We start from the raw sequence: 24,872 nt of genomic DNA on the forward strand, positions 1-24,872 counted from the left end.
ATGAAGCCGCTCGACCCCCGTCTGCTCCGGCTGTCCCGGACCGCGCGCGGGTTCGTCCTCGCCGCCGCCGGGACCGGCGCGGTGCGGACCACCGCCACCATCGGGATCGCCTGGGGCATCGCCGCGGCGGTGACCCAGGTCGTCGACGCGGTCCGGTCCGGGCAGGTGCCCACGACCTTCGGGGGCACGCTCGCCCTCCTCGGCGCCGCCTTCCTGCTCCGGGCGGTCGCGGCGTGGGCCACGGACGACCTGGCGGCGCGTGCCGGCGCCCGGGTGAAGAGCGAACTCCGCGCGGCCGTGCTCCGGCGCGCGGCCGACCGGGGGCCGGGATGGCTCGCCGGTCGGTCGAGCGCCGGGTTCGCCACGACGCTCGGGCCCGGTCTCGACGCCCTCGACGCGTACTTCGGCCGCTACCTCCCGCAGCTCGCGCTCACGGCGGTCGCGACCCCGGTCCTCCTGGTCGCGATCGCACTCGGCGACCTGACGAGCGCGATCGTCATCGTGTGCGCGATGCCCGTCATCCCGGTCTTCATGATCCTCATCGGCCTGGCGACGCAGACGCTCCAGCGCCGTCAGGCGGACGCGCTGGCGCGACTCGGCGGCGCGTTCACCGAGGCGGTCGAGGGGCTCGCGACGCTCAAGGTCTTCGGGCGGGCCCGACGGCAGGTCAGCCGGATCGGACGCGTCACGGACGAGTACCGCCGCGGGACCCTCGGGGTGCTCCGGCTGTCCTTCGTGAGCGGGTTCGCGCTCGAGCTCGCGGCCAGCCTCTCCGTCGCCCTGGTCGCGGTGTCGATCGGCATCCGGTTGGTCGACGGCTCGCTCGGCCTCGGTGCGGCGTTGTTCGTGCTCGTCCTCGCGCCCGAGGCGTTCGCCCCGCTCCGACAGGTCGGTGCCGACTTCCATGCGGCGCAGGACGGGGTCGAGGCCTCGCGGACCGTGCTCGACGTGCTCGACGACCCGCAGCGGGACACGTCCGACGCCTCGGCACCAGCCGCGCGGAGCGCGGACGACGCTGCCGCCGACGCACTGGTCCTCCGGGGCCTCACCGTCCACCGTCCCGACGTCGTCGTCGGTCCGGTCGACCTGACCGCCCCGGTCGGCACCGTCGTCGCGGTGGCCGGCCCGAGCGGGTCCGGCAAGTCGAGCCTCCTCGCCGCGCTCCGTGGCGTCCTCCCGCACGACGGCACGGTCGTCGTCCCCGGCGCGGCGGGCACACCCGTGACGGAGCGCACCACCTGGGTCGACCAGCGCCCCCGCCTCGTCCGGGGCACGGTCGCCGAGAACGTCGCCCTGTCCGCGACCCCCGACGTCGAGCGCGTGCGGACCGCGCTCGGTGCGGTCGGGCTGGGACTGGAGCCGGGCCTCCCGGTCGGTTCCGGTGGCACGGGGCTGTCCGGCGGTCAGGCGCAGCGGGTCGCGGTGGCCCGCGGCCTGTACCGGGCCGCGGCCCGCCGGACCCCGCTGGTGCTCCTCGACGAGCCGACGTCCGCCCTCGACGCGGAGTCCGAGTCGCTCGTCGTCGCCGCGGCGCGCCGACTGGCGGACGACGGGGCCGTCGTCGTCGTCGCGAGCCACCGGCGTGCGGTCATCGCTGCCGCCGACGTCGTGGCGACCGTCGACCCCTCGGGTGCCGTCACGATCCGGACCGCCCGGGTGGTGTCCGCATGACGGCGACGCGCGGCAGTGCCGCCGGGACCGACCGGGAGGCCCGTCCCGGCTCCGTCCTCCGGCTCGCCATGCCCCGCGGGCGCGGCTGGGCGAAGGCGGTCGCCGCCGGCGTGCTCAGCGCGCTGTGCGGCGTCGCCCTGCTCGCCGCGAGCGGGTACCTCATCACCCGTGCAGCGGAACACCCGCCGATCCTCTACCTGACGCTCGTCATGGTCGGGGTCCGCGCCTTCGCACTCGGCCGCGCCGTCTTCCGGTACGTGGACCGCCTGGCCGGGCACGACGCGTCCTTCCGTCAACTCGCCGTCGTCCGCACCGAGATGTACCGCCGGTTGGCGTCGGTCGCCCCCGCCGGGCTCGGGTCGACCGGTCGCGGCGACCTCATGACCCGGCTCGTCACCGACACCGACCGGCTGCAGGACCTGCCGATCCGGGTGGTCGGTCCGCTCGTCTCGGCCGGTGCCACCGCGCTCCTCTCGGTGGTCGCGGTCGCGTTCGTGTCCCTGCCGGCGGCCCTCGTGCTCCTCCTGGCGCTCGGCGTCGCCGCGCTCGTCGGGACGGTCGTCACGAGCGTCGTGGCGACGCGGTCCGACCGGCAGACCGCGGCCGACCGGGGGCACGTCGCCGACCTCGTGCTCGACACCGTGCGGACGCTCGACGTCTTCGCCGCGTACGGCACGCTCGAGGAGCGACTCACGCACCTCGGCCGCCTCGACGACCGGGTGACCCGTGCGGTCCGTCGGCGCGGCGCCGTCGAGTCCCTCGTCGGTGCGCTCGTGGGGCTCGTCGGCGGTGCCGCGGTCCTCGGTGTGCTCGCCGTCGGGGCCCCCACTGTGGTGGCGGGCGCCCTGGACGGTCCGCTCTGGGCCCTGGCGGTGTTCGTCCCGCTCGCGCTGTTCGAGGTCGTCGGGAGCGTCCCGCTGGCGGTCCTCACCCTCCGCCGGGTCCGTGCCGCCGCCGAGCGCGTCGAGCAGGTCGTGCCCGCCGAGCTGCCCGCCGGACTCGTGCCGGAGCCGGACCGGGCCGCGACGGCCGAGGAACTCGCCGTGCCGTCGGCCGTGACAGTCCGGGTGCGCGACCTGTCCGTCCGGTGGCCCGGCGCACCGGCGCCCGCAGTCGACGGCGTGTCGTTCGACCTGGAGCCCGGCGAGGTCGTCGTGCTGAGCGGTCCGAGCGGCGCGGGCAAGTCGACCCTCGTCGATGCACTCGTCCGGTTCGTTGACCACACCGGCGGGTACACGCTCGACGGCGTCGCGGCGCGGACCCTGCACCCGGACGCGGTCCGCGCCCGCGTCGGGCTCATCGAGCAGGACCCGTTCGTCTTCGACCAGTCGGTCCGTCAGAACCTGCTGTTCGCCCGCGAGGGCTCCACCGACGCCGAACTGCTCGACGTGCTCCACCGGGTCGGGCTCGGTGACTGGGTGGCACGACGCGGGGGACTCGACGCCAGCGTCGGGGAGCGCGGGTCGCTCGTGTCCGGCGGGCAGGCGCACCGGCTGGCGCTGGCCCGGGCGCTCCTCCACGCGTTCCCGGTCCTCGTGCTCGACGAACCGACCGCCGACATCGACCCCGACCTCGGCGACGCCGTGCTCCGCGACCTGGTCACGACCGTCCGGGCCGCGGGCCGCACGCTGCTCGTCGTGTCCCACGTGCCGGTTCCGGCCGACCTGGTCGACCGCACCCTGCGGATGGCGGACGGACGCCTGCTCGCGCGGTGAGCCGATGCGCGGACGCGGGGGGAGCCTCCCGGCTTGTATCGTTGTGGACCGTGACCATCGAGCAGCACGTCGAGGACCCGCACACCTACGACTTCCGGCGCATCCAGCAGAAGTGGCAGGCACGGTGGGAAGAGCTCGGCCTCTTCACCGCCGACCCCGACGACAAGCGCCCGCGCAAGTACATCCTCGAGATGTTCCCGTACCCGTCCGGTGACCTGCACATGGGGCACGCCGAGAACTGGGCGCTCGGCGACTTCGTGGCGCGGTACTGGCGCCAGCAGGGCTTCAACGTGCTGCACCCGATCGGCTGGGACTCCTTCGGCCTGCCCGCCGAGAACGCCGCCATCAAGCGCGGGGTCGACCCGAAGGACTGGACCTACGCGAACATCGCGCAGCAGAAGGCCTCGTTCAAGCGGTACGCGCCCTCGTTCGACTGGTCGACCGAGATCCACACCTCGGACCCCGAGTACTACAAGTGGAACCAGTGGCTGTTCCTCAAGATGTACGAGAAGGGCCTGGCGTACCGGAAGGACAGCTGGGTCAACTGGGACCCGGTGGACCAGACCGTCCTCGCCAACGAGCAGGTCCTGCCCGACGGCACCTCGGACCGCTCCGGTGCCGTCGTCGTCAAGAAGAAGCTGACGCAGTGGTACTTCAAGATCACCGACTACGCGGACCGCCTGCTCGACGACCTCAACCAGCTCGAGGGCCGGTGGCCGTCGAAGGTCATCGCGATGCAGCGCAACTGGATCGGGCGCTCGGTCGGTGCCGACGTCGACTTCCTCATCGAGGGGCGGAACGAGCCCGTCACGGTGTTCACCACGCGTCCCGACACGATCCACGGCGTGACCTTCCTGGTCGTCGCACCCGACTCGGACCTCGCCGCGGAGCTCGTCGCGGACCCCTCGGTCGACGACGCCACCCGTGCCGCGTTCCAGGAGTACCTGGTCGCCACGCAGAAGGCGTCGGACATCGACCGCCAGAACGCGGACCGACCGAAGACGGGTGTGCCGCTCGGTCGTTCGGCGATCCACCCGCTGACCGGGGAGCGCCTGCCGCTGTGGGCCGCCGACTACGTCCTCGCCGACTACGGTCACGGCGCCGTGATGGCCGTTCCGGCGCACGACCAGCGCGACCTCGACTTCGCCCGCGCCTTCGACCTGCCGGTCAAGGTCGTCGTCGACACGAACCAGCCCGTCACCGGTGCGATCCCGGTCATCGCCGAGGGCGCGACCCTCGACGACCTGCCGTCGCTCGACCCGACCACCACGGGCGAGGCCCTCACCGGACAGGGCCGGATGATCAACTCCGGCCCGCTCGACGGCATGAGCAAGCAGCACGCCATCACCGCCGCCATCGGGCTGCTCGAGGAGCGCGGGACCGGCCGTGCCGCCAAGACGTACCGGCTGCGCGACTGGCTCATCTCCCGCCAGCGCTTCTGGGGCACCCCGATCCCGATCATCCACGGTGAGGACGGCACGCAGTACCCGGTCCCGGAGGACCAGCTGCCCGTCGTCCTGCCCGACACCGAGGGCCTGGACCTCAAGCCGAAGGGCACCTCGCCCCTCGGCGGTGCCACCGACTGGGTGAACGTGCCGAACCCGGTGGACGGCACCCCGGCCCGCCGTGACCCGGACACGATGGACACGTTCGTCGACTCGTCCTGGTACTTCCTGCGCTTCCTGTCGCCGAACGACGAGACCCAGGCGTTCGACCCGGCGCTGGTCAACAAGTGGGCGCCCGTCGACCAGTACATCGGCGGCGTCGAGCACGCGATCCTGCACCTGCTCTACGCACGCTTCGTGACGAAGGTGCTCTTCGACCTCGGCTACCTCGACTTCACCGAGCCGTTCTCGGCGCTGCTCAACCAGGGCATGGTGCTCTCCGGCGGTTCGAAGATGTCGAAGTCGAAGGGCGGGGTGTCGCTCGGCGACGAGCTCGACGCACACGGTGTCGACGCCATCCGCCTCGTGATGGGCTTCGCCGGTCCGCCGGAGGACGACATCAACTGGGAGGACGTCTCGCCGGCGGCCTCGGCTCGGTTCCTGGCCCGGGCGTACCGCATCGCGGTCGACGTCACCTCGACGCCGGACGCCGTCTGGTCGACCGGTGACCGCAGCGTGCGACAGGCGACCCACCGGTTCCTGGCGGACGCCCCCGGGCTCATGGAGTCGTTCAAGTTCAACGTCGTGATCGCGCGGCTGATGGACCTGGTGAACGTCACCCGCAAGGCGATCGACAGCGGCCCCGGTGCCGCCGATCCCGCCGTGCGGGAGGCCGCCGAGACCATCGCCCTGGGCCTCAGCGTCTTCGCGCCGTACACCGGTGAGGAGATGTGGCAGACGCTCGGCTACGACTCGCCGGTCGCGACGTTCGGGTGGCGGAAGGCCGACCCGACGCTGCTCGTGCAGGAGACCCTGACCGCCGTCGTGCAGGTCAACGGCAAGGTGCGCGACTCGTTCGAGGTGTCGAAGTCGATCGAGGCCGACGAGCTCGAGCAGCTCGCCCGGACCTCGGCAGCGGTGCAGCGGTACATCGGGGACCGCGAGATCGTGAAGGTCATCGTGCGGGCGCCGAAGCTCGTCAACATCGCCATCAAGGGGTAACGCCCCTCCACAGCACCGGTACGGCTGACGCCGTCCACAGGGGTGTCGCTACGGAGCCCGGTCGGGAGACCGGGCTCCGTAGCGTTCCGGCATGTCCCGCTTCGTGCTCACTCCCCGCGCCGCCCTGGTGCTCGTCGGCATCGTGCTGGTGCTCGCGCTCGGGGTCGTCCTGGCCGGATCATGGACGGGTGACGGCGGAGGAGCGTCGGCCGACGGGGTAACGGTCGTCTCCGGAGCGCCGACGGTGGCGGGTGGGGGCGAGCCGTCGAGGCGCTCCCCGTCGTCTCCGGCCACCGGTGGGTCCTCACCGGTGGCCGGGCTGTCCGGCGCCCCCTCCGGCTCGCCGTCGCGCGCGCCCGCCGTGGCCGTGGTGTACGTCGTCGGGGCCGTCGGTCGGGCGGGAGTCGTCACGGTGCCGCCGGATGCACGGGTCTCGGACGCGCTGACGGCGGCCGGGGGAGCGTCGGCGGACGCGGACCTCTCCCGGCTCAACCTGGCCCGGCCCGTCGTCGACGGGGAGCGACTGTACGTGCCGCGGGCCGGGGAGACCGAGATCCCCGCCGAGATCCCGGCGGGTGGTGGCGGGGGTGCGGGCGCCGGCCCTGGTGGCAGCGTGGCCGCGCCGGGAGGCGGTGGGGCCGGGGGCGCGGGAGCCGGCGGTGCTCCGGCGGTCGTCGACCTCAACGTCGCCGACGCCACTGCCCTCGAGACGTTGCCCGGCATCGGGCCCGCGCTGGCCGAGCGGATCCTGGCGTGGCGGGAGGAGCACGGTGGCTTCCGTTCGGTGGAGGACCTGCTCGAGGTCAGCGGCATCGGGGAAGGCCGCTTCGCCGAGTTGCAGGACCGGGTGCGGGTGTGAGCGCGGAGACGTCGACCGGTGCCGGTCTCGCTCGCGGCGGTCCGCCGCGGACCTCCGTGGCGGACCTGCGACTGGCCGGCCCGGTCGCGGTGACGTGGATCGTGGTGGTCGTGCTCGTCGGGGTGCCGCAGGTGGGGGTGGTGGTCGCCGCAGTCGCGACTGCCGTGGCGGGGCTGGTGTCCGGTGCGCTCCTGTTCGGGAGTGGTCCGTCCGCGACCGGTCCGGTCGGGGACGGTCGGTACCGAGCGGGCTGGCTCCGTCCCGCTCGCGCGGTCCCGGTCGACGCCGTGCGCGGCACCGCCGCGCTCGTGCTCACCACGGCCCTCCTGGTCGCCCTGGCGGCCGGTGCGGTCGCTGCCGGCCAGGGTGCCCGGGCTCCCGCGATCGTGCTCGACGCGACCGACCACAGGGTGGAGACCCGTGTCCGGCTCGACCGCGACCTCGCCGCCGACGACCGGTCCGTGGTCGGCACGCTCGAGACGGTCGTGGTGCGCGCCGAGTTGCACACGGGTCTGCGCGTGCCGGTCCGGCTCGTCCCGCCGGCCGACGAGCCACGCGCGCCCGTGGTGCCGGCCGGAGCACTCGTGACCGTCCGGGGTCAGCTCCAGGCGGACGATCCCGGTGCACCGACGTCCGTCGTCGTCTTCGCCCAAGGTCCGATCGAGACCACGGCGGGTCCGACGGGTGTCCTCGGCGTCAGTGCCGTCGCGCGGGCGGCCTTCGTGACGGTCACCACGGGCCTCCCGGAGCCGGGCGGCGCGCTCCTCCGCGGGCTCGCGATCGGTGACCGGTCCGGGCTGGACCCGGAGACCGAGCAGGCGATGGAGACGTCGGCGCTGACGCACCTGACGGCGGTCTCCGGCTCGAACTGCGCAGTCGTCGTCGCCCTGGTGGTCCTGCTCGGCCGTGCGCTGGGCGTCCCGCGGATCGTGCGGGCCACAGTCGCGGTCGCGGTGCTGCTCGGCTTCGTCGTCCTGGTCCGCCCCGACCCGTCGATCACCCGGGCTGCCGTGATGGCCGTGGTGGTCCTCGTCGTGCACCTGACCGGACGGCCGGTGCGCGGCGTGCCGCTCATCGCGATCGCGGTCCTCGGCATGCTCGTGGTCGACCCGTGGGTCGCCCGCTCGTTCGCGTTCGCGCTCTCGGTCCTGGCGACGACCGGCATCGTGGTCCTCGCCCCGCCGCTCACCGACCTGCTCGCCCGTCGGACCTGGCCCCCGGTCGCGGCAGCCGTGTCGGTGCCGGTCGCGGCGCAGATCGCGTGCTGGCCGGTCACCATCCCGTTGTCGCCGACGGTGCCGACCTACGCGGTGCCGGCGAACCTGCTCGCGGAGTTCCTGGCCCCGGTCGCCACCGTCGTCGGCCTCGGCGCATGTCTGCTCGCACCGCTGTGGCCCACCGGCGCGGGGGTGCTCGCGGGCGTGGGATGGGTCCCGGCAGCGGCCATCGGAGCCGTCGCCCACGGGGCGGCCGCGCTGCCGGTGGCATCGGTGCCGTGGCCGTCCGGCACGGGCGGGATCGTCGGCGCCGCCGCGGTGAGTGTCGCGCTGGCGGTGGGGGTGCTCGCGCCGGGTCGGGTCCGCCGCAGCCTGTTCGTCCTGGCAGCCGTCATCGCTGCGGTCGGCGTCGGTTCGGTCGCGGTGCCCGAGGTCCTGGTGCGCGGCAGCGTGCCGACGGGGTGGACGATCGCGATGTGTGACGTCGGGCAGGGGGACGCCACCGTGCTCCGGAGTGCCGGCCGGACGGCGCTCGTCGACACCGGGGACGATCCCGGACGGCTCCGGGACTGCCTCGCGCTGCTCGGCGTGGACCACCTCGACCTGCTCGTCCTGACGCACTTCGACCGCGACCACGTCGGTGCCGTGGCCGAGGTCTCCCGCCAGGTCGACACCGCCCTCGTCGGACCCGTCGGCAGGCCCGCGGACGCCCGCGTCGTGTCCGATCTGCGGGCGGCGCAGGTCGACGTCCGCCAGGCTGCCGACGGGACCAGCGGGCTGCTCGGCGAGCTCGGGTGGCGCGTGCTGTGGCCGCCGAGCGGGGACGAGCGCGCCGGCAACGCGGCGAGCATCGTCCTCCGGGTCGACCCGGCGCCGGGAGAGCCCTGCCCCGGGTGCCTCAGCACGGTGCTGCTCGGCGACCTGGGCGAGGACGCGCAACGCCGACTCCTCCGGACCGCGGCGCCGGACGCGCTCGCGCCGGTCGACGTGGTCAAGGTCGCGCACCACGGATCCGCCGACCAGGACCCGGAGCTGTACCGCGTGCTCGCTGCCCGCGTCGGCCTGATCGGGGTCGGGGCGGACAACGACTACGGGCACCCGACGGAACGGGCGCTGGAGATGCTCGTGGCGGCCGGCACCACTCCGTACCGGACGGACCGGTCGGGCACGATCGTCATCCGGGGCGGCGAGCCTCCGGACAGGGGCGCCGGCGACGATGCCGATGACGGGGCAATCGGGGGAGACGTCAGCGGCCCGGCCGAGGCGATCGGTCTTCGCCCGCTCGAGGTGTGGACGGAACGTCGCGATGACGACACAGGTTCCGGCCAGAGCATGTCCGGCACCAGCAGCAGGCCCGCAGCCCTGGTCGCCGTCGTCGGCCGGGCTCGTCGGCTGTCGCCCGTAGGATCGAGGCGACCTCGACCGTTCCTGCCGACTGTGCAGCGGAAGGGCCGGCGTCGCCACCCAGCACCACCGGAAGGACCCGCATGCCTGCCAAGAAGCCCGCGCGCGCCGCAGCGAAGATCGACCAGGTCCCGTGGTCGGCGATCCGGCCGGCACCGGTCGTCCTGGTCACGGGCGCGGAGACGTTCCTCGCCGAGCGGTCGATCGGCATGCTCCGGGACCTGCTCGTCGGCGAGGACCCGGCGCTCGAGGTGCACGACCTCGAAGCCGACCAGTACGCGCCCGGCCTGCTGGCCACGCTGGCGAGCCCGTCGCTGTTCGGTGAACCCCGGCTCGTGCGCGTCACGCACGTCGAGAAGTGCACGGACGCCTTCATCACCGAGAGCATCTCGTACCTGCAGGCCCCGGCGGACGACGTCACCCTGGTGCTCCGACACGGTGGGGGAGTCCGGGGCAAGAAGCTCCTCGACACCATCCGCAGCGGGGTCGGTGGCGGCATCGAGGTCCAGTGCGACGAGATCAAGCGCGACACCGACCGGATCGACTTCGTCAACGCGGAGTTCCGCGCCGCCCGCCGGAAGATCGCACCCTCGGCCGTCCGCACCCTGGTCGCCGCGTTCGCCGACGACCTCGCCGAACTCGCCGCTGCATGTCGCCAGCTCCTCGCGGACGAGGCCGACGAGATCACCGACCGCACCGTCGACAAGTACTACGGCGGCCGGGTCGAGACGAACGCGTTCAAGGTGGCCGACATCGCCCTCGCCGGTCGTTCCGCTCCGGCGATCGTCGAACTGCGGCACGCCCTCGCGACCGGTGAGGCCCCGGTCCCGATCGTCGCCGCCTTCGCGAGCAAGATCCGCACGATGGCGAAGGTGAGTTCCTACCGCGGGTCGAGCGGGCAGGCCGCTTCCGCACTCGGTCTGGCGCCGTGGCAGGTGCAGCGTGCCCAGCGCGACGTCGCCGGGTGGAGCGAAGCCGGTCTCGCGAACGCCATCATGAGCATCGCAGCGGCCGATGCGGCCGTGAAGGGCGGTTCCCGCGACGCCCACTTCGCGCTGGAGCTGATGGTCCGTACCATCGCCCGACGCGGCGAGGAACGTTGACGGGCACCGAGCCTCCCGGCCGTGCCGACAGCGAGCCTCACAGCCGTGGCGACCCCCGGGAACGACGAAGGCCCCGCACCACCGGTGCGGGGCCTTCGTCGTCAGCGACTCAGATCAGAGCGCGGAGACCTTCTTCGCGATGGCCGACTTGCGGTTCGCGGCCTGGTTCTTGTGGATGACACCCTTGCTCACGGCCTTGTCGAGCTTCTTCGCGGCGAGCGACAGGGCGGCGACGGCCTTGTCCTTGTCGCCCGAGGCGATGGCCTCGTTGGTGTGACGGATGTACGTCTTCAGCTCCGACTTGTACGCCTTGTTGCGGTCGGTGGCCTTCTGGTTGGTCTTGATGCGCTTGAGCTGCGACTTGATGTTCGCCATGCGTGTTGCTCCTGGTTTCGTCTCGGACGGGTGGTTGCGATCCCGGGTAGAGGGGCCCTTCGTCGCATCGCGTTCCACCCGTGGGCGACGGAACGCGTAAGCCAGCGACAAACGTTACCAGGCCGACCCGTCCCGACCAAAGCCCGACACGGTCCGCGTGGCGCCACGAGCGGAGCGGATACGGTGTCGACATGCCGTCCCTCGCACCCCGCATCGACACCGTCCCGCCGTCGGGCATCCGCCGGGTGTTCGAGCAGGCCGCACTCCTCGACGACGTCACCATGCTCGTCATCGGTGAGCCGGACGTCCCGGTCGCGAAGCACATCGGTGACGCCGCGCGCCGCGCCTGGGCCGAGGACCGCACCGACTACGGCCCGAACGGCGGCATCCCGCAGCTGCGGCAGGCGATCCAGGACAAGCTGCGGCGCGAGAACCGGATGGAGGTCGACCTCGAGCAGGTGTGGGTCACGGTCGGCGCCACGCAGGCGCTGTTCACCGCGATGACGCTCGTGCTCTCGCCCGGCGACGAGGTGCTGGTGCCCGACCCCGGCTACACGACCTTCACGATGAACGCGCACATCATCGGCGCGGACCCGGTGCCGTACCAGCTGTCCCCGGCGCACGGGTTCGAGCCGGACCTGGCGGCCCTGGAGGCGCGGATCACCGACCGTACGCGCGCGATCGTCGTCAACTCGCCGTCCAACCCCCTCGGCTCCGTCTTCGGCGAGCAGACACTGCGGGACCTGCTGGCACTGGCGAAGCGGCACGACCTGTGGGTGATCAGCGACGAGGTCTACGAGTACTTCACCTACGGCACCCGGCACGTCAGCCTGGCCTCGCTCGACGAGGACGACCGGGTGTTCTCGGCCTTCTCGCTGAGCAAGACGTACGCGATGACGGGCGTGCGGGTCGGGTACCTGGTGACGCCGAAGGGCCTCGGCCCGACGATGCGCACCGTGCAGGAGTCGATCATCAGCTGCGTGGCGGAGCCCGACCAGTGGGCTGCGCTGGCGGCGATCGTGGGCGACCACTCGCCCGTGCAGGACGCCCGCGAGCACTACCGCCGGAACCTCGAGATCGCGACCGGGGTGCTCGACGCCGCCGGCATCCGGTACAACGACCCGAAGGGCGCGTTCTACCTCTGGATCGACGTGTCGCACGCGACCGACGGCGACGTGGCCGAGTGGGCGCTCGCCTTCCTGCAGCGCGAACGGGTGGCGGTCGCGCCGGGCAGCGCGTTCGGCCGCACCGGCGAGGGGTGGATCCGCGTGTGCCTGGCGGCCACGGCCGAGGACCTCCGCCGCGGGCTCGGCGCCCTGCCCGTCCCGACCGTCGGAGCGCACGCGACCGACGTCTGAGCAGCGTCGTCGCGGGGACGCGCCGGCCCGACCGGTGTCGGGTGCCGGTCGGCGCCTCCCGTCCGTGCGCGCCGCCGAGGCGCGAGCATGGGACAATCGACGAACCGTCCGACCCACCCCGAGGAACCGTGAGCCCACAAGCATCTGCGCCGCTCGAGCCCGCCTCGACGCCGGCCGCCGCGATCCGCAACTTCTGCATCATCGCGCACATCGACCACGGCAAGTCCACGCTGGCCGACCGCATGCTGTCGATCACCGGCATCGTCGAGGACCGGGCGATGCGTGCGCAGTACCTCGACCGGATGGACATCGAGCGCGAACGCGGCATCACGATCAAGTCGCAGGCCGTGCGCATGCCGTGGGAGCTCGACGGCGAGACCTTCGCGCTGAACATGATCGACACGCCGGGGCACGTCGACTTCTCGTACGAGGTCTCGCGGTCCCTCGCGGCGTGCGAGGGCGCGATCCTCCTCGTGGACGCGGCGCAGGGCATCGAGGCCCAGACGCTCGCGAACCTGTACCTGGCGCTCGAGAACGACCTCGAGATCATCCCGGTCCTCAACAAGATCGACCTGCCGGCCGCCGAGCCGGAGAAGTACGCGGCCGAGCTGGCGCAGCTCATCGGCGGCAAGCCGGAGGACGTCCTCCGGGTGTCCGGCAAGACCGGCGAAGGTGTCGCGGAGCTGCTCGACCGGGTGGTCCGGACGGTGCCGGCCCCGGTCGGGACCGTCGACGCCGCACCCCGCGCGATGATCTTCGACTCCGTCTACGACAGCTACCGCGGTGTCGTGACCTACGTGCGCATGATCGACGGCTCGATCAAGCCGCGCGAGAAGGTCCAGATGATGTCGACCAAGTCGACGCACGAGATCCTCGAGATCGGGGTGTCGAGCCCCGAGCCGAGCCCGACGAAGGGCCTGTCGGTCGGCGAGGTCGGGTACCTCATCACGGGCGTGAAGGACGTGCGCCAGTCCAAGGTCGGCGACACCGTGACGAGCGCGCAGCGTCCCGCGACGGACGCCCTGGCCGGGTACACCGACCCGAAGCCGATGGTGTTCTCTGGCCTGTACCCGATCGACGGCAGCGACTACCCGGTCCTCCGCGAAGCGCTCGACAAGCTCAAGCTGTCCGACGCCGCCCTGGTGTACGAGCCGGAGACCTCGGTGGCGCTCGGCTTCGGCTTCCGCTGCGGGTTCCTCGGCCTGCTGCACCTCGAGATCATCACCGAGCGCCTGCGTCGTGAGTTCGACCTCGACCTCATCACCACCGCGCCGAGCGTCGTCTACGAGGTCACGACCGAGGACAACACCGTCACCGAGGTCACGAACCCGTCCGAGTTCCCGACGGGGCGCATCGTCGAGGTCCGCGAACCGATGGTGCGCGCGGCGATCCTCGCGCCGAAGGACTACGTCGGCGCGATCATGGAGCTCTGCCAGCAGCGCCGTGGCTCCCTGCTCGGCATGGAGTACCTCGGCGAGGACCGCGTCGAGATCCGCTACGAGATCCCGCTCGGCGAGATCGTCTTCGACTTCTTCGACCAGCTGAAGAGCAAGACGCAGGGGTACGCGAGTCTCGACTACGAGCCCACCGGTGACCAGGCCGCCGACCTCGTCAAGGTCGACATCCTGCTGCAGGGCGACCAGGTCGACGCGTTCAGCGCGATCGTGCACCGCGAGAAGGCCTACGCGTACGGCACGCTCATGACCGAGCGCCTGCGGAAACTCATCCCGCGTCAGCAGTTCGAGGTGCCGATCCAGGCCGCGATCGGTGCCCGCATCATCGCCCGCGAGAGCATCCGCGCGATGCGCAAGGACGTCCTCGCGAAGTGCTACGGCGGCGACATCACCCGCAAGCGCAAGCTCCTCGAGAAGCAGAAGGAGGGCAAGAAGCGCATGAAGACCATCGGCCGGGTCGAGGTCCCGCAGGAGGCCTTCATCGCGGCGCTCTCCGGCGACGTGGAAGAGAAGAAGAAGTGAGCCGCGGCCAGCACCGGACGGCGCTGACGTACGGCGCGGTCGGCGCCACGCAGGCCTCCGACCTCATGACCTACCCGCCGGAGGGCTTCACCCCGGCCGAGTCCCGCGCCCGCATCGGACACGGCGACCAGCGCTTCGAGACCGCGGTCATGCAGGCGCTGACCTGGCAGATCCAGGAGCGCAGCGGCATGGGCGTCCGGGTCGAGGACATGCCCGAGGACGACGAGGTCCGCTACAACCCCGTCACCTTCGACGAGCAGGGCGTCCCCATCGCTCCGGCCTCGATCGGCACCCCGCGAGTGGAGAAGACCACGCCGGACGGCACGCCGCTGCTGACCGCGGGCACGACGGCGACGCTGACGATGCACGCGTTCGGGCAGACGGTGCAGGCACCGGTCCGCGTCGTGGCGATCATCGACGAGCGCGACCGCAAGGGTTTCGCCTACGGCACGCTCGAGGGGCACCCGCTGTCGGGTGAGGAGTCGTTCGTCGTCGAGCGCACGTCGGACGGCTCGGTCTGGTTGCAGGTCCGGCAGTTCTCCCAGCCGGCGAGTCGCAAGTGGCGCTTCGTGGCGCCGTTGCTGCGTCGTCAGCAGCGCGTGATGGCCGAGAAGTACCTGGCCGCGCTCCGCGGCGACTGACCGGGCGGGACCGCCAGCTCCGGCGACACCGGCAGACCCGGCCGCATCCGGCCGGAGCGGCAGCACCCGTCGAGCCGACCACGCTCAACGCTGCCCGGGAGGCCCGCCATCGAACGACGGGCGGGCCGGCTGTGCCTCGGCGAGCGGCGGGAGCCCCGCGATCGCCTCCTCGATGAGGCGCGCGTCCTCGACGCAGTCGCGCGCGACCGCCACCGCGCTCGTCGACCGCAGGGCGTCGACGTCGTAGACGCCGGTGGCGACCGCCAGGAACGGTATCCCCACGGCGTCCGCGGCCTCGCCGTCACGTGGTGTGTCCCCGACGATCACGGCGCGGGTGCCCGAGAGCGCGGCGGCCGCGAGGGCGGTCACCCCGGAGCGTTCGACCTGCTCGTCGCCGAAGTACGAGTGCTCCCAGTCGAAGGCGTCGACGTCGAAGCCCGCGCCGAGCAGCTTGATCCGGGCGCGGTGCGCGGAGTTGCCGGTGAGCAGCCCGTTCCGCCACCCGAGCGCGGCGAAGCGCCGGACGAGGTCGATCGCGCCCGGCGCGGGCGTGCGGCGGTCCCCGGACCGGTGACGCTCCTCCGACAGGTCGCGCAGGTGCCCGCTCACGGTCGGCACGAGGTCGTCCTCCAGGTGGTGCGCTCGGACGTGCTCGACGATGATGCCGGCGTCGGTCCGGCCGTGCTGGTGGCCGACGAGCAGTGGCAGGTCCCGTCCGAGGGCGCGCTCGAGGGCCAGGTGGTAGAGGTTGCCCGGTGAGGCGGCGTTGCGCACGAGGGTGCCGTCGATGTCCCAGAGGACCGTGGTGGGGACGGGGTGGTGCTCCATGCCGTCCATGATGACGGACAATGGACTCCATGCCGAGTGCTCTCCCGATCGCCGATCCCGCTCCGTCGGACGGGCTGGTCGCACCGGCACCCGGAGCGGGCGAGGTCCCGTTCGGCGTCTACGTGCACGTGCCCTTCTGCCGGGTGCGCTGCGGCTACTGCGACTTCAACACGTACACGGCGTCCGAGCTCCGCGGGGTGCGCCGTGACGACTACGCCGGCCATGCCCTGCGTGAGATCGCGTTCGCCGACCGGGTGCTCGAGCGCTCCGGGGTCCCGCGACGCCCGGTCTCGACGGTGTTCTTCGGTGGCGGCACCCCGACGATGCTGCCGGCGTCCGACCTGGCGATGATCCTGCGGGCGATCGACGACACGTGGGGAATCGTCCCCGGGGCCGAGGTCACGACCGAGGCGAACCCGGACTCCGTCGACGCCGACTCGATCGCCACCCTGCAGCGGGCCGGCTTCACGCGGATGAGCTACGGCATGCAGTCCGCGGTCCCGCACGTGCTCGCGACCCTCGACCGCACGCACGACCCCGAGCGGGTGCCGGTCGTCGTCGACCTCGCGAAGCAGCAGGGTCTCGACGTCAGCCTCGACCTCATCTACTCGACGCCGGGGGAGTCCCTGGACGACTGGCGCACCTCGCTCGACGCCGCGATCGCGTGCGCGCCGGACCACGTCTCGGCGTACTCGCTCATCGTCGAGGACGGGACCGCGATGGGCCGCGCCGTCTCGCGGGGGGAACTCCCCGCACCGGACGACGACCTGGCCGCGGACATGTACGAGCTCGCCGACCGGGTGCTCGGCGACGCCGGCTACGACTGGTACGAGGTCTCGAACTGGGCGCGCGGCCCACAGCACGCCAGCCGGCACAACCTGTCCTACTGGAAGGGTCACGACTGGTGGGGCATCGGCCCCGGTGCGCACTCCGCGGTCGCCGGGACGCGCTGGTGGAACGTCAAGCACCCGGCCGCGTACGCAAACCGGGTGCTGCAGGACGAGTCGCCAGCCGCCGGTCGCGAGACGCTGGACGACGAGACGCGGTACGTGGAGCGCGTGCTCCTGGCCGCTCGCGTGCGAGGCGAGTTGCGCATCGACGAGCTCCGCCAGGAGGCCCGGAGCCGCGTCGCCGGGCTCATCGCGCGCGGTCTCGTGGACGGACGGGCCGCCCTCGGCGGCTCCCTGGAGCTGACGGTCCAGGGCCGCCTGCTGGCGGACGCCGTCGTGCGCGACCTGCTCGACGAGCCGGCCGACGACGTCAGGGCTTGAAGAACTCGATCGAGAGCGGGTACTTGTAGAACTGGCCCTGGTTCGCGGCGATGGCGGCCATGATGCCGAACACGATCGACACGATCGCGACGGCCGCGATGACGAGGAACCCGATGCCGAGCACGGACGTCAGGCCGCCGGCGAAGTAGGCGATGGCCATCGTGATGTGGAAGTTCAGTGCCACCCGGGTGTGCTCGCGGACGAACTGTCCGCGGTCCCGCAGGACGAGGTAGGCGACGAGCGGGACCAGGAGGTTGAAGAAGATGCCGCCGACGTGCGTCAGGGTCGCCCAGAGGCGCTGGTCCTCGGGGGTCATCGGCTGCGGCGGCTGGTAGCCGTTCGGGTACTGCTGGCCGGGCTGCTGCCACCCGCCGTACTGCGACCCGCCGGCCGGGCCCGGGTACCCGCCGCCGGCCTGCTGAGCGCCCGGGTACTGCCCGGGGTACTGCTGTCCGTCGGGCTTGCCGCCGGCGCGGTCGTCGCGGTGCTGCTCGGGGCCGCCGGGCTCCTGTCCGTAGCTCATGCCCGCAGCGTACCGAGGCTGCTGTGCAGAAGTCCCGTGCCGTCGGTGGTCGGGCGTAAGATCAGCACTCGACCAGTGAGAGTGCCAGCACGAGCGGAAGGGGAACCGATGGTCAGCGAACGCAGCCTCGAGGTCCTCAAGGCCATCGTGCGTGACTACGTCGCCTCGCGGGAGCCGGTCGGGTCGAAGACCATCGTCGAGCGTCACGCCTTCGGGGTGAGTGCGGCCACGATCCGCAACGACATGGCGCAGCTCGAGGACGAGCAGCTCATCATCGCTCCGCACACCTCCTCCGGTCGGGTCCCGACCGACAAGGGCTACCGGGTGTTCGTCGACCACCTCGCGGCCGCGCGCCCGCTCTCCGGTGCCCAGCGCCAGGCGATCGAGACCTTCCTCGGCGCCTCGAACGACCTCGACGACGTCCTCACCCGCACGGTCCGGCTGTTGAGCCAGCTGACGAACCAGGTCGCGCTCGTGCAGTACCCGACCATGGGGCACGCGCGCGTCCAGCACGTCGAACTCGTCCGGCTGGCCGACACCCGGCTGATGGTCGTCCTCATCACCGACACCGCCAGGGTCGAGCAGCGCGTCATCGAGACCGACGTCGCCGTCGGTGAATCCGCGCTGGCCGAGGTCCGTTCCGTCGTGAACGGCGCCACGGTCGGACTGCCGCTGCAGGACGCCCCGCAGGCGCTCCGGGCGATCCCGGGTCAGCTGCGCCCCGAGGTCCAGCCGCTCGCCGGCGTGGTCGTCGCGAGCCTCGTCGAGCAGGTCGCGGCGAACCGACAGGACCGCCTGCTGATGGCCGGAGCGGCCAACCTCGCCAAGAGCGAGCAGGACTTCTCCGGCGGCCTCTTCCCGGTGCTCGAGGCGATCGAGGAACAGGTCACCCTGCTCCGGTTGTTCGGCGAGATGCAGGTCGACGACATCGCGGTCGCCGCCAGCATCGGTGCCGAGAACGCCGAGTACGGTCTCGACGCCACGAGCATCGTCGCGGGCGGCTACCTGGCCGCCCGCGGTGAGATCGCCCGGCTGGGCGTCCTCGGCCCGACCAGGATGGACTACGGCACGAACATGGCCGCGGTCCGTGCGGTCGCCCGCTACCTGTCCCGGCTGCTCGGCGAGAACTGATCGCCCGGCGCGCTTCCCACCCCGTCCACCCACGCACCCCCTGAGGAACACTTGGCAGACCACTACGACGTCCTCGGCGTCCCGCGCGACGCCTCCGATGCCGACATCAAGAAGGCGTACCGGCGGCTCGCCCGTGAACTCCACCCGGACGTGAACCCGAGCCCCGACGCCGCGGAGCGTTTCAAGGACGTCACGCACGCGTACGACGTGCTGAGCGACCCGGAGCAGCGCCGCCGCTTCGACGCCGGCGGCCAGGACGGCCCGTTCGGCGGTGGCGGAGCCGCCGGCTTCAGCGACATCTTCGACGCCTTCTTCGGCGGCGGGGGCGGCGGCGGTGGCCGGGGGACCGGCCCGCGCAGTCGCGCCGAGCGCGGTCAGGACGCCCTGCTGCGGCTCGAGGTCGACCTCGACGAGGTCGTCTTCGGCACGCACAAGGACCTCGAGGTCGACACCGCCGTGCTCTGCGAGACGTGTGGCGGCTCCTGCTGTGCACCCGGCACGAGCCCGCAGACCTGCGACATCTGCGGCGGATCCGGACACATCCAGCGCCAGGTCCGTTCGCTGCTCGGCAACGTCGTCACGAGCGCCCCGTGCGGGACCTGCCGCGGCTACGGCACCGTCATCCCGAACCCCTGCCCGACGTGCCAGGGTCAGGGCCGGGTCCGCGCCCGCCGCACGGTCCCGGTGGACGTGCCCGCCGGGGTCGACTCCGGGCTCCGCCTGCAGATGCCCGGCCAGGGCGAGGTCGGTCCGGCCGGTGGTCCCGCGGGCGACCTGTACCTCGAGGTCCGGGTCCGCCACCACGACGTGTTCAGCCGCGACGGCGACGACCTGCTCGCCACGCTCGAGGTCCCGATGACCGACGCGATCCTCGGCGCCACGACGACCATCGACGGCCTCGACGGTCCGGTGGAACTCGAACTCCGACCGGGCGTGCAGAGCGCTGACGTCCTCGTCATCAAGGACCGCGGCGTCACGAAGCTGCGGGGCTCGGGTCGCGGCGACCTGAAGGTCGGCGTGCAGGTGGTCACCCCGACGAAGCTCTCCCACAAGGAGCGCCAGCTCGTCGAGCAGCTCGCGAAGACGCACAAGGCCGGTTCGCCGCAGCTGTCCCGCTTCCAGCAGGGCATGTTCGGCAAGCTCCGCGACCGGTTCTTCAACTTCTGATGGCCTCGCTCTACCTCGTCGGCGCGCTCGACGACGTCACGGTGGGCGGCACGGTGTCGCTCGACGGCGCCGAGGGTCGCCACGCCGTGACGGTCGCGCGCGTCCGGGTCGGCGAACAGCTCCGGCTGTCCGACGGGCGCGGCACGGTCGTCGCGGGTGCGGTGAGCGCGGTGGGCAAGGACTCGCTCGTGCTCACCGTCGCCGCGGTGGACGTGGACCCGGCACCGCGGCCCTCGCTGACGCTCGTGCAGGCGCTCGCCAAGGGCGGTCGCGACGAGATGGCCGTCCAGGCGGCCACCGAGATCGGGGTCGACCGCGTGGTGCCGTGGGCCGCCGCCCGGAGCGTCTCGCGGTGGGAGGGCCCGAAGATCGAGAAGGGCCGTGCCCGCTGGGCGGCGATCGCGCAGGAAGCAGCGAAGCAGGCCGTGCGCTCGCGGGTCCCCGACGTCGTCGCCCCGGTGACGACGGCGCAGCTCGCCGGTGGCGCGGGAACGGCAGCAGTGGAAGCCGGCCAGGAGGCGCGTCGGCAGCTGGTCCTGCTCGAACCGACCGCCTCGGGTCGGCTCGCGACCTGGGAACCGCCGGTCGATGCGGACGAGATCGCCCTCGTGGTCGGTCCGGAGGGCGGGATCGACCCCGCCGAACTCGACCGGCTCGAAGCGGCCGGTGCCGTCCGGGTGCGGCTCGGCGACAGCGTGCTGCGGACCTCGACGGCGGGACCCGCCGCCCTGGCGGTCCTGCAGACGCGACTCGGACGCTGGTGACCCGGACGCTGGTGACCCGGACGCTGGTGGCCCGGACGCTGGATCGCCAGGACGGCGATCCGTACCCCGACGTCACGGTCCGGCGCGGATCGGACCGCGTCGACGGACCGGGAAGGCGCGGCGCGGGTCGTGCGTTCTACGATGGAGTCATGACCAGCACCGAGCCAAGCGTCTTCACGAAGATCGTCGCGCGCGAGATCCCGGCGACCATCGTCGCCGAGGACGACCGCGTCATCGCCTTCGAGGACATCGCCCCCAAGGCCCCGGTCCACGTGCTCGTCGTCCCCAAGACCCAGGCGTACGCGAACGTCGGCGAACTCGCGGACGCGGATCCCGAGCTGCTCGCGCACGTCGTGGTGACGGCGCAGCGCATCGCCGACGAACGCGCCGGCGGCCAGTTCCGACTCGTGTTCAACACCGGCGAAGCCGCCGGGCAGACCGTGTTCCACGTGCATGCGCACGTACTCGCAGGAGACCTGCAGGAAGGCACCCTTGCCAGCTGACGAACCAGCCACCACCGAGCCGGAGTCCGTCTCCGTCTCGGAACTCACCGTCGACGGCATCGCCATGGTGCAGTTGCTCGGACCGCAGGACCGCCTGCTGAAGACCGTCGAGCGCCAGTACCCGGGCGTCCGCGTCCTGGTGCGCGGCAACCAGGTCTCGCTCTCCGGCCCCGAGCGCGACGTCACCCGGGCCCGCGCCCTCGTCGACGAACTCGTCGGCATGGTCCGGCGTGGTCAGGACATCGGGCAGTCGGACATCCCGACGTCGGCGCGGATCATCGACGACGAGCGCAGCCCGTCGAACGTGTTCGGGACCCCGATCGTGTCGAGCCGAGGCAAATCCGTGCGCCCGAAGACCGACGGGCAGCGTGCGTACGTCGACGCGATCGACGAGAACACGATCACGTTCGGCATCGGCCCCGCCGGCACCGGCAAGACCTACCTGGCGATGGCGAAGGCCGTCCAGGCGTTGCAGCGGCGCGAGGTCACCCGGATCATCCTCACCCGCCCCGCGGTGGAGGCCGGCGAGCGGCTGGGGTTCCTGCCCGGGACGCTCACGGACAAGATCGACCCGTACCTCCGTCCGCTGTACGACGCGCTCAACGAGATGATGGACCCCGAGCTGGTCCCGAAGCTCCTGGCCGCCGGCACGGTCGAGGTCGCTCCGTTGGCGTACATGCGTGGGCGGACGCTGAACGACTCGTTCGTCGTGCTCGACGAGGCGCAGAACACCACGCCCGAGCAGATGAAGATGTTCCTGACGCGTCTCGGCTTCGGCTCGAAGATGGTGGTCACGGGTGACATCACCCAGATCGACCTGCCCGGCAACGTCTCGGGTCTGCGCCTCGTCACGCGCATCCTCGACGACGTCGACGACATCCACTTCGCCCGGCTCGGCAGCGAGGACGTCGTCCGCCACACGCTGGTGGGCCGCATCGTCGACGCGTACACGCAGTACGACGAAGAACGTCTCGCCGAGCAGGCCGGGCACCGCTCCCAGCACCAGGACGACCGCCGAGGAGGCAACCGGTGAGCATCGAGCTCAACAACGAGTCGGGCGTGGCGGTCGACGAGGACGCGGTGCAGCGCCTCGCCGCGTTCGCGCTGGACGCCATGCACGTGCACGCGGATGCCGAGCTCGCGATCGTCTTCGTGGACGAGGGCGCGATGGAGCAGTTGCACATCCGGTGGATGGACGAGCCCGGTCCGACCGACGTCCTGAGCTTCCCGATGGACGAACTCCGCCCGGGCACCGAGGACGAGCCGACCCCCGCCGGGCTCCTCGGCGACATCGTGGTCTGCCCGCAGGTGGCCGAGGAGCAGGCGAAGACCGCCGGACACTCGACCCTCGACGAGATCCTGTTGCTCACGTGCCACGGGGTGCTCCACCTGCTCGGCTTCGACCACGCGGAGCCGGACGAGAAGGCCGAGATGTTCGGCCTGCAGGGCGAGATCCTCCGTGGTTTCGCCGCCGCGCGCCGGGGGCGGTGACCGCAGTGTTCCTCGTCGCCGTCCTGCTCGCGGTGGCGTTCGTGCTGGTGGTCCTCGGCGGACTGCTCGCGGCCGCCGACTCCGCCCTGTCGGTGCTCTCGCGCGCCGACCTCGAGGAGATCGCCCGCGGCAGCAAGCGTCGTCGCGCGATCGAGGCGCTGGCGGACGACCCCGGTGCCCACGTCAACGCCCTCAACTTCTTCCGCGTGCTCGCCGAGACGGCGGCGGCGGTGCTCGTGACGATCGCGCTCGTCACGGTGTTCGACACGTGGTGGCTCGCGCTGATCGTGTCGGCAGCCGTGATGACCGCGGTGTCGTTCGTGCTCGTCGGCTCGAGCCCGCGAAGCGTCGGTCGGGCCCATGCCGAGGGCATCATCGCCGCCACCGGAGGCCTCGTCCGCGGCGTGCGCATCGTGCTCGGACCGCTCGCCGGTCTCCTCGTGGCGATCGGTGACCGGGTGACGCCGGGTCGTGTCCGCAGCGCCTCGAGCGTCTCGAGCGAGGAGCAGCTGCTCTCACTCGTCGACGAGGCGACCGAGAGCAACGTGCTCGAAGCGGACGACCGTGAGCTCATCCACTCGGTCTTCGCGTTCAGCGACACCCTCGTCCGCGAGGTCATGGTGCCCCGGACCGACATGGTGACCGCGGACGCGCACGACACCGTCGCCGCGGTGATGGAGCAGTTCCTCGCGACCGGCGTCTCCCGGATGCCGGTGACCGGCCGGGACAGCGACGACGTGCTCGGCGTGGCCTACCTCCGCGACCTCGCCCGCGCCCTGTACGAGCGGCCCGAGGTGGGCACGCGGGCCGTGCGGACGATGCTCCGCCCGGCGGAGTTCCTGCCGGAGTCGAAACCGGCGGACGAGACCCTCCGGCACATGCAGCTGGCCAAGAACCACCTCGTCCTCGTGGTCGACGAGTACGGCGGCGTCGCGGGGCTCGTGACGATGGAGGACCTCATCGAGGAGCTCGTCGGCGACATCTCCGACGAGTACGACCGCACCGTGGTCGACCGGGCCGAGATCGGACCCGGGCACTGGCGCATCTCCGCCCGGCTGTCCATCGACGAGCTCGGGGACCTGTTCGGCATCGAGCTCGACGACGACGACGTCGACACCGTCGGCGGCCTGCTCACCAAGGAACTCGGGCACCTGCCGTCCGCCGGGGACACCGTGACGGTGTCCGGCGTCGTGCTGACGGCCGACCGGGTCGAGGGCAAGCGGCGTCACCTCATCACGGTCCTGGCGGAGCGCACCGCCGACCTCGAGTCCGCCGAGCAGGCCTTCGGCGACACCGACCACTCCACGACGGGAACACGAACCACATGACCGACTCCGGAACCGACGCCGCGCCCGAGACCACCGCGCCCTACCGCGCGGGGTTCGTCTCCTTCGTCGGTCGTCCGAACGTCGGCAAGTCGACGCTGACGAACGCCCTCGTCGGGCAGAAGGTCGCGATCACCTCGTCGAAGCCGCAGACGACACGACGGGCGATCCGCGGGATCGTGCACCGTCCGCACGGACAGGTGATCGTCGTGGACACCCCCGGGGTGCACCGCCCCCGGACCCTCCTCGGGGAGCGCCTCAACGACCTCGTGCAGTCCACGCTCGGTGACGTCGACGTCATCGGGTTCTGCGTCCCCGCGAACGAGCCGATCGGGCCGGGCGACCGGTTCATCAACGACACGCTCGACCAGTACCCGCGGGCCAAGAAGGTCGCGATCGTCACGAAGATCGACCGCGCCGGCAAGGAGAAGGTCGCCGAGCAGCTGCTCGCGGTGTCGCGGTTGCGGGAGTGGGACGCGATCATCCCGACCTCCGGCACCGAGGGACTGCAGCTCGAGGACCTCCTCGACGAGGTCGTGTCGCTGCTGCCGGAGTCGCCGCAGCTGTACGACGACCTGGCCGTGACGGAGGAGACCGACGAGGAGCGCATCGGCGAGCTCATCCGCGAAGCCGCGCTCGAGGGCGTCCGCGACGAACTGCCGCACTCGCTCGCCGTCGTCATCGAGGACGTGGTCGAGCCGGACGACGACGACCCGGACGGCCCGCTGCGCATCTTCGCCAACCTGTTCGTCGAGCGGGACAGCCAGAAGGCGATCGTCATCGGGCACAAGGGCGGGCGACTCAAGGACGTCGGGACACGGGCCCGTGCGGAGATCGAGGCGCTCGTGGGTCGCCACGTCTACCTCAACATCCGCGTGAAGGTCGCCAAGGAGTGGCAGCGCGACCCGAAGCAGCTGGGACGTCTCGGCTTCTGACCCGGATCA

The 24,872-nt window shown here is 72.1% G+C and carries 20 protein-coding genes and 1 pseudogene; 18 read left to right on the top strand and 3 right to left on the bottom strand.

The genetic code is table 11. The features are described from left to right. From cydD to holA, 6 genes and pseudogenes are all read left to right on the top strand, one after another. Positions 1-1,671: a thiol reductant ABC exporter subunit CydD gene (cydD, locus tag DEJ18_RS06100; protein ID WP_111210313.1), complete on the top strand. Its 1,671-nt coding sequence runs from the start codon at positions 1-3 to the stop codon at positions 1,669-1,671. Next, entirely contained in the window at positions 1,668-3,386 is a 1,719-nt protein-coding gene (cydC, locus tag DEJ18_RS06105) for a thiol reductant ABC exporter subunit CydC (RefSeq protein ID WP_111210312.1), read from the top strand. The genes cydD and cydC overlap by 4 nt, the downstream gene beginning before the upstream one ends. A 50-nt stretch (positions 3,387-3,436) precedes the next feature. Next, on the top strand, positions 3,437-5,992 hold the full coding sequence (gene leuS / locus DEJ18_RS06110; protein ID WP_111210311.1) for a leucine--tRNA ligase: 2,556 nt from the start codon (positions 3,437-3,439) through the stop codon (positions 5,990-5,992). A 91-nt stretch (positions 5,993-6,083) separates the two neighbouring features. Next, positions 6,084-6,851, top strand: coding sequence for a ComEA family DNA-binding protein (locus tag DEJ18_RS06115; RefSeq protein WP_111210310.1), 768 nt, complete (start codon positions 6,084-6,086; stop codon positions 6,849-6,851). 821 nt (positions 6,852-7,672) lie between these two features. Continuing rightward, positions 7,673-8,743 (top strand): annotated as a pseudogene (locus tag DEJ18_RS15985) (ComEC/Rec2 family competence protein); the annotation flags it as partial. 812 nt (positions 8,744-9,555) lie between these two features. Further along, a complete protein-coding gene (gene holA, locus DEJ18_RS06125; RefSeq protein ID WP_111210308.1) occupies positions 9,556-10,575 on the top strand; it encodes a DNA polymerase III subunit delta in 1,020 nt (339 codons plus the stop codon). Between the two features lie 114 nt (positions 10,576-10,689). On the opposite strand, the gene rpsT is transcribed toward holA, so the two are convergent. Further along, the gene (rpsT, locus tag DEJ18_RS06130; RefSeq protein ID WP_110889633.1) at positions 10,690-10,950 is read right to left on the bottom strand and encodes a 30S ribosomal protein S20; all 261 of its coding nucleotides are present in this window, start codon (positions 10,948-10,950) and stop codon (positions 10,690-10,692) included. 191 nt (positions 10,951-11,141) lie between these two features. On the opposite strand from rpsT, the gene DEJ18_RS06135 reads away from it, so the two are divergent. The 3 genes from DEJ18_RS06135 (at position 11,142) to DEJ18_RS06145 (ending at position 14,925) form a co-directional block, all read left to right on the top strand. Then, positions 11,142-12,308, top strand: a complete 1,167-nt coding sequence (locus tag DEJ18_RS06135; protein ID WP_111080323.1) for a pyridoxal phosphate-dependent aminotransferase — start codon at positions 11,142-11,144, stop codon at positions 12,306-12,308. Positions 12,309-12,436: 128 nt separating this feature from the next. Continuing rightward, a complete protein-coding gene (gene lepA, locus DEJ18_RS06140) occupies positions 12,437-14,284 on the top strand; it encodes a translation elongation factor 4 (protein WP_111210307.1) in 1,848 nt (615 codons plus the stop codon). Beyond that, the gene (locus DEJ18_RS06145; protein WP_258376904.1) at positions 14,281-14,925 is read left to right on the top strand and encodes a DUF1990 domain-containing protein; all 645 of its coding nucleotides are present in this window, start codon (positions 14,281-14,283) and stop codon (positions 14,923-14,925) included. Before lepA ends, DEJ18_RS06145 begins: the two co-directional genes overlap by 4 nt. 84 nt (positions 14,926-15,009) lie before the next feature. Here DEJ18_RS06145 and DEJ18_RS06150 read toward each other — a convergent pair whose 3' ends face one another. Further along, the gene (locus DEJ18_RS06150; RefSeq protein ID WP_111210306.1) at positions 15,010-15,774 is read right to left on the bottom strand and encodes an HAD family hydrolase; all 765 of its coding nucleotides are present in this window, start codon (positions 15,772-15,774) and stop codon (positions 15,010-15,012) included. 8 nt (positions 15,775-15,782) lie between these two features. On the opposite strand from DEJ18_RS06150, the gene hemW reads away from it, so the two are divergent. Further along, positions 15,783-17,024 (top strand): radical SAM family heme chaperone HemW, encoded by a 1,242-nt coding sequence (hemW, locus tag DEJ18_RS06155; RefSeq protein ID WP_111210421.1) that lies wholly within the window; start codon positions 15,783-15,785, stop codon positions 17,022-17,024. On the opposite strand, the gene DEJ18_RS06160 is transcribed toward hemW, so the two are convergent. Next, a complete protein-coding gene (locus tag DEJ18_RS06160) occupies positions 17,014-17,547 on the bottom strand; it encodes a DUF4870 domain-containing protein (protein ID WP_258376903.1) in 534 nt (177 codons plus the stop codon). The two genes, hemW and DEJ18_RS06160, sit on opposite strands and share 11 nt — an antisense overlap. Positions 17,548-17,655: 108 nt before the next feature. On the opposite strand from DEJ18_RS06160, the gene hrcA reads away from it, so the two are divergent. The 8 genes from hrcA to era all read left to right on the top strand — a co-directional run bounded on the left by hrcA (position 17,656) and on the right by era (position 24,863). Then, positions 17,656-18,678 carry a heat-inducible transcriptional repressor HrcA gene (hrcA, locus tag DEJ18_RS06165; protein ID WP_111210305.1) on the top strand — a complete coding sequence of 341 codons (1,023 nt, stop codon included), beginning with the start codon at positions 17,656-17,658 and terminating at the stop codon, positions 18,676-18,678. 51 nt (positions 18,679-18,729) lie between these two features. Beyond that, positions 18,730-19,845: a molecular chaperone DnaJ gene (gene dnaJ, locus DEJ18_RS06170; RefSeq protein WP_111210304.1), complete on the top strand. Its 1,116-nt coding sequence runs from the start codon at positions 18,730-18,732 to the stop codon at positions 19,843-19,845. Further along, a complete protein-coding gene (locus DEJ18_RS06175; RefSeq protein ID WP_111210303.1) occupies positions 19,845-20,609 on the top strand; it encodes a 16S rRNA (uracil(1498)-N(3))-methyltransferase in 765 nt (254 codons plus the stop codon). Before dnaJ ends, DEJ18_RS06175 begins: the two co-directional genes overlap by 1 nt. Before the next feature lie 149 nt (positions 20,610-20,758). Beyond that, complete coding sequence (locus DEJ18_RS06180) at positions 20,759-21,112, top strand: histidine triad nucleotide-binding protein (RefSeq protein WP_111210420.1); 354 nt, start codon at positions 20,759-20,761, stop codon at positions 21,110-21,112. Then, positions 21,102-22,145, top strand: coding sequence for a PhoH family protein (locus DEJ18_RS06185; RefSeq protein ID WP_502866260.1), 1,044 nt, complete (start codon positions 21,102-21,104; stop codon positions 22,143-22,145). The genes DEJ18_RS06180 and DEJ18_RS06185 overlap by 11 nt, the downstream gene beginning before the upstream one ends. Continuing rightward, complete coding sequence (gene ybeY / locus DEJ18_RS06190) at positions 22,142-22,603, top strand: rRNA maturation RNase YbeY (RefSeq protein ID WP_111080316.1); 462 nt, start codon at positions 22,142-22,144, stop codon at positions 22,601-22,603. Before DEJ18_RS06185 ends, ybeY begins: the two co-directional genes overlap by 4 nt. Beyond that, the gene (locus tag DEJ18_RS06195) at positions 22,600-23,931 is read left to right on the top strand and encodes a hemolysin family protein (protein ID WP_309146580.1); all 1,332 of its coding nucleotides are present in this window, start codon (positions 22,600-22,602) and stop codon (positions 23,929-23,931) included. The genes ybeY and DEJ18_RS06195 overlap by 4 nt, the downstream gene beginning before the upstream one ends. Beyond that, positions 23,928-24,863 carry a GTPase Era gene (gene era, locus DEJ18_RS06200; protein ID WP_111210301.1) on the top strand — a complete coding sequence of 312 codons (936 nt, stop codon included), beginning with the start codon at positions 23,928-23,930 and terminating at the stop codon, positions 24,861-24,863. The genes DEJ18_RS06195 and era overlap by 4 nt, the downstream gene beginning before the upstream one ends. Positions 24,864-24,872 lie beyond the last annotated feature (9 nt).

Origin of the sequence: Curtobacterium sp. MCSS17_015 (assembly GCF_003234265.2) — a bacterium.
In the GTDB taxonomy this organism is placed as follows: Bacteria; Actinomycetota; Actinomycetes; order Actinomycetales; family Microbacteriaceae; genus Curtobacterium.